Origin of the sequence: Pedobacter jejuensis (genome assembly GCF_003725795.1) — a bacterium.
In the GTDB taxonomy this organism is placed as follows: Bacteria; Bacteroidota; Bacteroidia; order Sphingobacteriales; family Sphingobacteriaceae; genus Pedobacter; species Pedobacter jejuensis.
In genome coordinates this window covers 1-12,199 of sequence record NZ_RBEE01000025.1, presented here as the reverse complement: position 1 = coordinate 12,199, position 12,199 = coordinate 1, and the positions used below count along the sequence as shown (strand labels likewise).

Below are 12,199 nucleotides of genomic sequence, written 5' to 3'. Positions count from 1 at the left end.
TTGTTAATAAATTGGAAGGTGCAAGGCATGATGCATAAATTGGTTGTTATCAGAAATTAATAATTTCAATCTAGCTGAAACACGTAATTATGGTCTCTTACCTGACGAAAGGCAGTCGTCATTGTTCTAGATAATTATTAAGAAGGTAATATATTATCGCATAACAGCTTTTTCAACTTACAACACAATCTCATTACATAAACAGATCCATAAAAGGTTTTTGTGAACAAGACTCATTTTTAAAATATATTTTCAATAATATTTGAAAGTTCAATAACTTTAATCTATTTTTACATTATGAAATTGATAGAAAAAATAACCACTTAGTGTTCCATTTAAAGGCATGAAAAAATTGGTTAAAAGTTTTATTTTTTTCTGAAGGTTTTATAAGTAAGCTCAAACGTTATGAACTTAAACATAATTGGCTATTTCATTTTCATTACAATAATCGTTTTGATAATTGTTTTTGTAGGTAAAATCTGTTACCGAAATGGCAATATATTCGTTGCCGAATTAATTCCAGACCATTTAGATGTTTGCCAGCAAATTAATAAAACACTATTAGTTGCTTACTATCTGGTTAACATTGGTTATTGCGCAATGACATTGGTTGGATGGGAGGAAGTTAAGAACCCACTTCAATTGGTAGAAGTTTTATCTATTAAAATTGCCACTATTATTTGCATTCTATCCATCCTTCATTATTTGAATATCCTTTTACTTACCACCAATATTAATAAATTAATTAAATAACAATTTAAAACTAACATTATGGAAACGACTAAGATTTTAATCGGTTATGCAGTTTATCTACCAACAGCACTTTTCTTAACCTTTTACGTTTCAAAAACGCTTTTTAAGAATAGTAAAATTTATATGCTCGATATTTTTAAAGGAAGGGAAGAGATTGCGAATGCAACCAACAAACTTTTTGAAACAGGATTTTATCTTTTAAACTTAGGCTTTGCATTATTAATAATGAAAATTACAGCTTATGAAAATAATTATCAAACATTAATTGAAACACTCAGTTCTAAAATTGGAGGATTTTCAATCTATCTCGGAATAATGCTTTTCTTTAATTTATACTTTTTCTTCAGAGGAAAACGAAAAGCAAACGAACACAACAAGCAGGCAATTGCAGCTATTGCTTAAAACTGATGCATAAAAAACTCCCGATGAAAATCGCGAGTTTTTTTATTAACTAAGCTTTTTATATCTGATTCGTTTTGGTGTTACATCACCTAAACGTTTCTTTCTATTTTCTTCGTAATCAGAATAATTTCCTTCAAAGAAATACACTTCAGAATTGCCTTCAAAAGCTAAAATATGTGTACAAATTCTATCTAAGAACCATCTATCGTGACTAATCACTACGGCACAACCACCGAAGTTTTCGAGCGCTTCTTCTAAAGCACGTAATGTGTTTACATCAATATCGTTGGTTGGCTCATCCAATAAAAGCACATTTGCACCTTTCTTTAAAGTTATGGCCAAGTGTACACGATTACGTTCACCACCTGATAAAATTCCAACCTTTTTCTGCTGGTCGCCACCATTAAAGTTGAATTTTGACACGTAAGCACGACCGTTAACAGCTTTATTTCCCAACTGAATGTTATCCAAACCATCTGTGATATTTTCATAAACGGTTTTATCAGCAGCCAAATCGTTATGCATTTGATCTACATAACCTAATTCTACGGTTTCTCCAACGCGGAAAGTTCCTGCATCGGCTTCTTCTTGCCCGGTAATTAAACGAAACAATGTTGTTTTACCCGCTCCATTTGGGCCAATAATGCCAACAATACCTGCCGGAGGAAGCGAAAAGTTAAGGTTGTCGAACAAAACTTTATCACCATATGATTTTGTTACGTTAGTAGCTTCTATAACAACATTACCCAAGCGTGGCCCTGCGGGGATAAAAAGCTCAAGTTTATCTTCTCTTTCTTTCCCATCCTCAGAAGCTAGTTTATCGTAGTTTGCCAAACGGGCTTTTGATTTTGCATGACGAGCTTTTGGAGCCATACGAACCCATTCCAACTCACGCTCTAAAGTTTTCTGGCGCTTGCTTTCTGTTTTTTCTTCTTGAGATAAGCGTTTGGCCTTTTGATCTAACCAACTACTGTAGTTTCCTTTCCAAGGAATGCCTTCACCTCGATCCAACTCTAAAATCCAGCCTGCTACGTTATCTAAGAAATATCTATCGTGGGTAACTGCAATTACAGTTCCTTCGTAGTTTTGCAAAAATTGCTCTAACCAATCGATACTTTCTGCATCCAAGTGGTTGGTAGGCTCATCCAATAATAAAACATCAGGATGTTGAAGCAATAAACGGCACATTGCCACGCGGCGACGCTCACCACCAGAAAGAACACCAATTTTAGTTTCCGGGTCTGGACAACGTAAAGCGTCCATCGCCCTCTCTAATTTCGAATCGATTTCCCATGCACCTAAAGCATCAATTTTATCTTGTAAAATGCCTTGGCGAGCCATCAATTTATCCATTGCATCGGCGTCAGAATAGTTTTCTTCTAAACCGAAAGCTTCATTAACTTCTTCGTATTCCTTCAAAATTGCAGTTACTTCTGCAACACCTTCTTCAACAATTTCGCGTACGGTTTTATCCGGATCAAGAATAGGTTCTTGAGCCAAATATCCAACTGAATATCCTGGAGAGAAAACCACTTCACCTTGGTATGTTTTATCTAAACCAGCAATAATTTTAAGTAATGATGATTTACCAGAACCATTTAAACCAATAACGCCGATTTTTGCACCGAAAAAGAAAGAAAGGTATATATTTTTTAAAACCTGTTTTTGTGGAGGGTAAATCTTATTTACACCAGCCATTGAAAATATGATTTTCTCGTCTGCCATTATGAAATTTTATTTTTGCAAAGATGCTTAAAATGGAATGAAAAGAGAATGTTTTTTAAAATGAAAAGTCAATATTCAACCCTAGTTAGTAACCAATAATATCCATAACCATATCTTTCATTGCTTGAGATACCGGAATTTGCATATCGCTTTGCATAATTAATTTTATGCCACCTTGCTTATTAAGCTGCTTGATGTGCAGCCTATTTATTATGTATGATTTATGCACCCTGATAAATTCTTCGCGACTGCTTAAAAGTTGCTGAAAGAAGGAAAGGTTTTTACTTGCTGTTATCAAAGTTGTATCTGCTAAATAAATATTTACATAACTTCCATCGCCCTTAACACAAATAATATCTTTATAATTTAAGCGAGTATATCCGTTTTTACTTGGGTAAAATAATTGTTCTGCTTCTACTTTTGGTTTATCAGCTGTGCTTAGGCCTGCCTTCTTGCTATGTATTCGATTTATAGTTTTTTGTAATGCTTCTGGGTCAACTGGCTTGAGCAAGTAATTTACCGTTTCATAGCTAAATGCTTCTAATGCAAATTCGCTATAGGCTGTAACAATTATAATATTAGTATTTGGTAGAGCGCCTAACGTTTTTAATAAATCGAAACCAGTTTCTGTGCCAAGATTTATATCTAAAAAAAGTATATCTGGTTTGTTTTTCTCTAGATAAATTAAGGCGTCCTGATAGATAGAACTAGAACCAACAACATCAGTTAAATCATTGCAGTAATAATCTAGCAAAAACTCTAATGAATTTATTGCTCTTTCCTCATCATCAATTATATAGCATTTTAATTTTGAATTCATATTTATAAATCAATTGTTAGGTTTACAATTAACCCTTTTGGCTTATTGGCTTTAAAATCCATGCTATTGTTTCTAGTGTTATTTTTTAGGTTTATGAAATTTAATCGCTCACTTATAATGTATAAAGCATGACCTTCAATTAATGACGAAATTTTCTCTAAAGTTCCTGTACCATTATCTACAATGCTAATTTGTAAATAGCCCTGTATTTTTTCAAAGTTGATGTTAATTTTTTTATCTGGTTCTGTATTAGAAAAACCATGTTCAATTGCGTTTTCTACAATTGGTTGTAAAAGCATAGGTGGTATTTTCATTTGCTCAGCATGTTCTGAAATCGTGATTGTAAAAGTAAACTTATCGCTAAATCTCTTTTGCTGTACAAACAAATACTTTTCTAAAAATGCTTTTTCTTCAGCAACGTTGATGTAGTTTTTTGTATTAAACTGCAATATATTTCTGTGCAGCGAGGCAACCCTTTGTAAGTAAATAATTCCATTGTGCGTGTCTTTTCTGATAATATAATCTTGAAGTGTATTTAACGCATTAAATAAAAAATGAGGATTTAACTGGTTCAAAAAGGCACGGTTTTCAATCTCTAAAATATGTTTTTCTAAAATTACGCTGGTTAATTTTCTTTGCGCATTATGCTTAATTATAAGCCCCGTTATTGCAACAATGCTAGCTACAGTAAGAATTATTGAAGTGATAATAAACCAATCAGTTTGCCAAAATGCGGGCTCTATTTTTATAAAATATGTTAATATTTTATCTTTTGAAGTGCTCGAAAATCCGACTTTAATTTTTAAAATATAGTTTCCGGGAGTGATGTTGGTAAGTATAAAATCATCTTCATTAAAAGATTTCCAATTTTCAGCTTCATCTTGTTTTATAAAGGCGTAACTTTTTTTGTAAAATTTATTTTCAGGATTTAAGAACTGCACAACAAATTTTATTTCATTTGCATCTAAACGGTTTATGTTTATTGTTTCTTTTGGTTGATAAATGGAGCTGCTTTTTAATTTAATTTCTTCGAGGTTAAAATTTATTTGGGTAGCACTAGATTGAATGATAGACTGCTCTAAATTTACATAGCCGATATTAGTGAGTACATGTATTTTATTTTCGCTTAAATCAAAATCGAGAATAGAAAAAATAGGGGAGTACGTTTTGACGTTGAAAACTTGTCTAATCTGCCCAGTATTTAAGTTCATATACTCTATTGCCTCATTACTTATAAAAAATGCGGCATTATGATTTATTAAAACTTTCTTAAATACTTTAGAACTTAGCTTCTTAGGTTTTCTGAAATTAATATCGGTAGCATAAACACCGTTATTAGCGCAAAGAAAAATTTTATTTCTGTTATAGAAATATATGGAATTTATGGCGCCCACATTATCAAGATGAAGCTTTCGTTCTATATTGTTTTTCTTTAAATCGTATAGATAAATGCTATCGTCTTCTGCGTAGAGGGTTACGATGTTTTCAAAGTAATCTCCTTTACGGTAAATTCTATTGGTGTGCGTTGATATTTTATGATCTTTATAGTTAGCATCCAAATATTTAATAGAATCTTTAATAAACCTCATTTTTTTATTATGAGATATATCTTTATATGGTCTTCTGTCTTGATCGGTTAACGACGCATAAATTTTTCTTTGCTTTAAATCGATACGAGTATCACGATTGTTAAAAGTTGATAAATTTCCAATTTGATAATCGAACAGTAACGTTCGTGCCGATTCGAGCGCTCCTTCTCGAAATAAAGCAAGACTATCATTTACCGCGATAAATTGATTATCAGATTGAGTAATATCCTTGTTTGCTATAATTTGAGTATTTAGTGCTGGCTTATTGATAAGAAATAGACCTTTGCCAACCAAACTATACCAAAGGTTATTTAGTTTATCTTTGCAAATTGATGTACAACTTCCCGGATCGCTGATTCTAGTAAATACTGCTTTTTCAGGCTCCGAAAAATAATTTTTACAACGAAAAACACCCCCATTTCGACCATAAATAGCAATATATAAATCTGAATCGATAATTTCTATATCCGTAATAAATTGGTTTTCTTTAAGCTTAAATTTTTCAGCATAAATTATATTGTAATATTTATTGTTATGCTTATGATAAATTTTTCCATCTATACTTACCGTATTATACTTGGTTAAGCGCATAAAATTTCTCGATTTAAAAATATCGAATCTGATGCTACTCTTTAAAATGTTTTCCCAGGTTATCTCTTCATAAAATTTTTTAAATGGAATTGTAGAAGCAGATTTATCACTATCTAGATACTGTTTGTAAATTGTGTTATCTGCAGGCAACTCGATTAGCTTATTATGTTCTAACCTAAACTTTTGATTAGATGATATAAAGAACAGGCTACCTTTATAGCGGTATGCATACATAAATGCCCCTAAGACCTTATTTTTAGAAATTATACTAACTATATTTTTGGTTTGAGTATTTACCTGAAGTAGTTTCGAGTTATAGGTAAGGGCAAACAATTTTGATGTATTTTGTTCATAAAAAAGATTTGCAATATCATTATCTATCAGCTGGTTGTAGGTTGTAAAACTCGAGAAGTTATAAAGAACAATCCCTCGGTCGGTTGCCATCCATAAATGGCCGTTATTATCGCAAATTATTTTATAAATGTTATTGGTAGCAAGCGCAGAATTGTACATGTTATAGTTCCATGCAAGCATTGTTTTTTGCGCAAAAGAAGTTTGCCTTAGCAAAACCATAAACAATAAAAACACAATACACTTAAACTTCATTCTTATTGCTATACCTATTTTAACGAATTGATTTTTATTGAAAGGAACTATTGGCAAATTTTCAACCAAAAGCTAATACACAAGAAATTAATATTCTATATCACCTCTGTAAAGGTGAAAGCCTCTGTTTTTAGGTGTAAACCAATTTATAGTATATAGAAATTGAAGGGTTTTGTATCAATCAAATGTCGATTGGGTATTTATGGGGAAATTAATCTACTGTTAGTGTCTGTTTTTACATAGAGGCTTTTGTCGAGTTTCTAGATTTCGTAAACCCATATACATAATTGGCAAATTCAACTTGGCTTTAAAGCCATTTTCAGCACTAAAAACTTATTGTTAGACTAGTTTTTGCACAAACGACAAAGTTACAGTTGACTTTAAAGAGTTTAGCAAATTTTTATGAAAAATAAGTACTTATTACTTTTAGCCTTATCCTTTTTTACATTTATTGATGCTGCTTTGGCACAACAAACCATGTATTGGATTGGAGGAGCGGGAAATTGGGATGATGTTGCCCATTGGTCTTTCCAATCTGGTACACAAGCCGCCACACAGCCATCATCGATACCAACACAAGATACGCATGTTATTTTTGATGCCGCATCTGGTTTAACAGGTACAGGAACGGTAGCGTCTCGTACGGTTAATGTCCGCCTCGCTGCATACACTATTAAATCGCTAACTTTTGCAGCAGATTTAGGAGCCAGTAACTCCCCGAGGATTATTGGTAGTTATAGCCTATCTGTAAAAGAAGATGTAACCTTACAACCGTATGTACGATTAGAGTTTGGGAGTGCGTACTTCAAAATGGTTCCCGATTTGGGCGTAACCTCAACGCTTAACTTAAATGATAATGCAGCCTCTGGCTTGTTAAACTCTTTTGCAAAACAAGGCTTAGGGACCACCAAGGTAATTGGTAATATGAATACAACCTCTATAAGTGTTGAAGCTGGTACTTTAAATTATTTAGGAACCTCTCTCATCTCTGGAAACCAATTAAGCATTACTAATAATGCATTATTAACAATGCCAAATTGTACATCTTTTTCACTAAATACTTTTATTTTGAAATCAACCAGTCCACTTTCTTTGCCGGCATTGCAAACTGCAAGCATAGTTAATGGAGATTATGGTGATAGCAATAGTACTTTAAATATTGCAAATAATGCAGTAATAACTGCTACTACCTGGAATTATCTAGGAAATATAAATTCAGGTACAGCTCAGTTTATTATTTTAAATGGAAACTTTAACACTAAATCTGGCTCTGTAATTAATAAGGTAACAATTAGAAATCCTATTACAACAGTTGCAAGAATTAGTGAAAATGGAGCTAATTCAGCTATAAATGAATTGGTTTATGAAAACGCAAATGGCTATTTTCTAAATTCACTTACGATTGGTAAATTAACTTTAGCACCTTCTGCTACTTATACTATTTCGACAAACAAGATACTTACAATTACACAATCTCTTACCGATAATACGCCAGATTGTAGTCCAAATTATAATATTACCAGTACTCCATCAAGCATCAGTTATATTAGAAATAATACTGGAGCTGATATTAAATTGACGAATGCTACAGTAACCTCAATTAATTCTAATGGTACTAATGGTTTATTGGTTAAAGGTGTTGATGGTGGTAACAATGCAGGTAGTATCACTTTTGTGGAACCTGCATCTAAAACGTTATACTGGGTAGGTGCTGCTAACGATAGTGAATGGAACAACCAGGCAAACTGGTCAGCAACTTCCGGCGGACCAGGTGGTTATTGCTTACCAACTAAATTTGATGATGTAATTTTTGATAGTAACTCGGTAATAGCAGGTGGAGTTGTTAGAGTTACAAGCAATAGCGCCAGTTTTCATGATATTACAGTACAAAATAATGCACAAGCCTTTAATTTTACCAGAGGCAGTACAGTGCAAACAAGTATGTTTTGTTATGGTTCTTGGTACATGCGCTCAGGAATGATAGTTGCTACAGATAATACTCAATTTCTATCAAAAGATTTAGGCGAAACCATAACCTCAAACGGCTCTCAATTTCAAACTACCTATTTTAATGGCAAAGGTGGTTGGATACTGCAAGATGATTTTCAACAAGTAAATAGTGCTCTATATTCCTTATATTTCAATGGAGGAACTTTAAATACAAACAGTAAGAACGTATTTATAGGAAGTAATTTTATAGGAAATTTAAGCCAAACGCCAATCATACCAAGAAACTTAATATTAGGCAGTTCAATTATCTCTCTTAACCAACAATGGTATTATGCAAATACATCTACTTCGCTTGATGCAGGGACTTCTCGTATTATTTTAAGGGATGGTGATTATTTTTTGGGCAATCCTGGGCATGTATATTACGATGTTACTTCAAATATTCCTTTATCAAGTTCTACAACGGCGCTTGAAATAGGTGGCACAAACTTAACCTTTCATAATTTTAATATTTTTAATAAAACAGCTGATTTTCAAAGCCCGGGTGTTATAGCCAATGAAATACGAATTATGCCTACTGTGCAAACTGCTGATTTGCTACTTAGAGGAAACGTTACAACCAATATTTTGGAGGTTCAAAAAAATGGGACATTAAAAGCCTTTAATAATGTAGTGGTAACGGTAAATCAAAATTTTATTACCCATACTGGCGATTGCCAGGGATTAATGGAAATGTATGTGTTTGGAAAAGTTGCAGGACAAAAGTTCATTTTTAAATCTGCTAATAGCATTAATGTACCTAATGTATGGATGACAGGAGTACAAGCCGATACAAGTACGGGTGCTACATATACCGCTACAGGAATACAAGATACAGGTGTAACCAACTGGAGCTTCTTGCCATCAGCCTCAAAAGAATTGTATTGGATTGGTGTTAGCGATGGAAACTGGAACAATCCTTTAAACTGGACCACCAATACTGACGGAACACCTTTAATGGGGGGCTGCGTTCCAACCAAATACGATAATGTGCACTTTAATAGCTATTCTGGTAATGGGGTGAACGGGTTAAATATTAATATCCTTAATCAATCGGCGTATTTTAACAATATGACTACGCATAGTGATGCTCCTTCAGGCATAAAAATTAATAGTGGAACAACCGCAATTATGGCAAATGCTTATGGAAATTACTTAAGTATGGGGGAGGAAATGTTAATTGCTCAGCTTACTCATTATGGAGTAGGTACTGTAAATATAATTGGAGCAACATTAGCAGAGAGCACAATAGGAAGCTTTGAGCTGGTGACCAATTCAGCAACACAGGTATGGAATATAGATAAAAATATTAAGGTAGGTGGTGCGATGGTTGTTAGGGGAGGTACAGTAAACATTAGCCGCTCAGCGTTTGTAATAGGCTCCCACTTATTTTTTTATGATGGTGTATTTAATGCCCCATCATCCTTATCTGTTGGCTTAGACCTACAATTCGATAAAGGTATTTTTAATGCTGCCAATACAAATATTTCTGTTGGCAGAAATTTTAATAGTGGTAGCACTTCATCTCGTTCTTTAGATATTCGAAATAGTACAATTGCTGTTGGAAGCGTTTGGATATATAATAATTTCGCTGGTATAACATTACAAGCTGATGGTAGCCGAATTAAAATTGGTTTGGATTTTAATGGTAACAACGGTCATGCATATAATATAATAGAAACTACAAATGTTAATTCATTATCAGTTATTTCTGGTAATTTAACAATCAACGAGCTTATTTTAGCGCACAATAGAACCATAACCGGTAGTAATAGCATTGGCAAGCTTACGCTTTTCCCGAAATCTTTAACTTTGATTTTAGCAGATAATACCACACAAACCATTACGAATGAAATAGCAATAAATGGAACACCTTGCCAGTTTAATACCTTACGTGCCAGTACAGTGACTACAGGTGCAACAATTGCTTATACCAATCCAAACAATCATAACCGTTTCGATTTTGTTAATGTTGGTGGAATAAAAGCAACAAATGCCAATTTAGAGTTTGATGTAAACAGTTCATCTTTAGGTAATAATAACAATAAGGTAATTTTTCTTACAGGAACTCCAGGTTTAGTTGGCTTGGGTAAAAATCTATCTTGCGTAGCTATAAATTCAGGTAATCCAAGTACTTACACCATTACAGCGGCAGGGTTTTACGGCGGACCATTATCTACTTATAAGTGGTATAAGAAGAATGCCTCGGGCACATTCATAAATTTAAATCTACCGGCATCAACTGTTAGCATCGATGCAAGAAATTATAGTCTTGACGGAGTGTATAAAGTAGAAATTATTTATGATGCTACTTTACCATCAAATCAATATTGCCAACAACAAGATGAAATTACAGTAACCTACACACCTGAAGCTGTTTTACTTCCAACAGGTGGAGAAAATTTGGTTTTTTGCCAAGCCAATCCTAAAACCCTAGCAGATATTACCATTGCGCCAGAAACGCAAGCTTATATAACCAGTAGTGGAGCAACTTTAAATTGGTTCAATGTAGCTAGCGGCGGTACGGCTTTAGCCTCAACAACAGTATTAACGAATGGTGATTATTACGCATCATTAACTAGTACCGCTAATTGTGAGGGAGTAAGAACAAAAGCATCGGTAAGCATAACACCTGCAGTTGTACCTGTGTTTACTCAAGTGGCTGATATTTGCGCTGGCACAACCTTATCTGCACTTCCTACAACATCCAATAACGGTATAATTGGAGTATGGTCGCCTGCAGTTGATAACACTAAAACCACTACCTACACATTTGTGCCAGATGTTAGCAACTGCGCTGAAACTGTTACTATGACTATAGTTGTAAATCCAATTGCAACTTTGAGTTCAGCTGGTGCCGTTAGTCAAACCATCTGCCCTGGTGTAGCAATTTCTGATATAACCTATACTTTTGGTGGTGGTGCAACAGGGATAATTGTTGCTAATTTACCCGCTGGATTAACTAGTTCTATAAATGGAAGTATATTAACCATAAGCGGTACACCAACTTCAAGTGGAAATTACAAGGTTGAAACTATTGGACAGAGTACACCTTGTTCAGCGGTTAGTCTTGGTGGTACAATAACGTTATACAATAAACCCGATGCCCCGGTGGTTACGGTAACAGCGCAACCGGTTTGCGGAACGCCGACAGGTTCCATCAGCATTGCTGGCACAACAGGATATTTATACAGCGTTGATGGCGGAACATATTCAGCAACATTAGTTTACAGTAATTTAGCTCCGGGAATACACAGCATCACGGCACAAAGTGCTGACGGATGCACAAGCACTGCAACGACCATTACGATTGACCCTTCAAAAGCAGGAGCATCCGCACCAAGCGTTACGGTAACAGCCCAACCAGTTTGCGGAACGCCGACCGGTTCAATTAGTATTGCTGGCACAACAGGATTTTTATACAGTGTTGATGGCGGTGCTTACACCTCAACTTTAACTTATAGTAATTTAGCTCCGGGAACACACAGCATCACGGCACAAAGTGTTGACGGATGCACAAGCACTGCAACTACTGTTACGATTGACCCTGCAAAAGCAGAAGCGGTAGCACCAAGCGTAACAGTTACAGCGCAACCGGTTTGCGGAACGCCAACAGGTTCCATTAGTATTGCTGGTACAACAGGATATTTATACAGCGTTGATGGCGGAACATATTCAGCAACATTAGTTTATACCAATTTAGCTCCGGGAACACACAGCATCA

The 12,199-nt window shown here is 34.5% G+C and carries 6 protein-coding genes; 3 read left to right on the top strand and 3 right to left on the bottom strand.

Going from position 1 to position 12,199, the window contains the following annotated elements:
• Window positions 1-405: 405 nt before the first annotated feature.
• Window positions 406-753: a hypothetical protein gene (locus D7004_RS13770; protein WP_123206452.1), complete on the top strand. Its 348-nt coding sequence runs from the start codon at window positions 406-408 to the stop codon at window positions 751-753.
• 18 nt (window positions 754-771) lie between these two features.
• The gene (locus D7004_RS13765; protein ID WP_123206451.1) at window positions 772-1,155 is read left to right on the top strand and encodes a hypothetical protein; all 384 of its coding nucleotides are present in this window, start codon (window positions 772-774) and stop codon (window positions 1,153-1,155) included.
• 45 nt (window positions 1,156-1,200) lie between these two features.
• On the opposite strand, the gene ettA is transcribed toward D7004_RS13765, so the two are convergent.
• From ettA to D7004_RS13750, 3 genes are all read right to left on the bottom strand, one after another.
• Complete coding sequence (gene ettA / locus D7004_RS13760; protein WP_123206450.1) at window positions 1,201-2,880, bottom strand: energy-dependent translational throttle protein EttA; 1,680 nt, start codon at window positions 2,878-2,880, stop codon at window positions 1,201-1,203.
• A gap of 85 nt (window positions 2,881-2,965) precedes the next feature.
• On the bottom strand, window positions 2,966-3,700 hold the full coding sequence (locus tag D7004_RS13755; RefSeq protein ID WP_123206449.1) for a LytR/AlgR family response regulator transcription factor: 735 nt from the start codon (window positions 3,698-3,700) through the stop codon (window positions 2,966-2,968).
• 2 nt (window positions 3,701-3,702) lie between these two features.
• A complete protein-coding gene (locus D7004_RS13750; RefSeq protein WP_148042802.1) occupies window positions 3,703-6,486 on the bottom strand; it encodes a sensor histidine kinase in 2,784 nt (927 codons plus the stop codon).
• A 402-nt stretch (window positions 6,487-6,888) separates the two neighbouring features.
• Between D7004_RS13750 and D7004_RS13745 the strand changes: the two genes are divergently transcribed.
• Window positions 6,889-12,199, top strand: a 5,311-nt coding sequence (locus tag D7004_RS13745) for an Ig-like domain-containing protein (protein ID WP_148042801.1), incomplete at its 3' end; no start/stop codon positions are given.

What these genes read in the sequence shown, in the direction of transcription:
- D7004_RS13770 (WP_123206452.1), top strand. Translation starts at nt 406, where the DNA reads ATGAACTTAAACATAATTGGCTATTTCATTTTCATTACAATAATCGTT.
- D7004_RS13765 (WP_123206451.1), top strand. Translation starts at nt 772, where the DNA reads ATGGAAACGACTAAGATTTTAATCGGTTATGCAGTTTATCTACCAACA.
- ettA (WP_123206450.1), bottom strand. Translation starts at nt 2,880, where the DNA reads ATGGCAGACGAGAAAATCATATTTTCAATGGCTGGTGTAAATAAGATT.
- D7004_RS13755 (WP_123206449.1), bottom strand. Translation starts at nt 3,700, where the DNA reads ATGAATTCAAAATTAAAATGCTATATAATTGATGATGAGGAAAGAGCA.
- D7004_RS13750 (WP_148042802.1), bottom strand. Translation starts at nt 6,486, where the DNA reads ATGAAGTTTAAGTGTATTGTGTTTTTATTGTTTATGGTTTTGCTAAGG.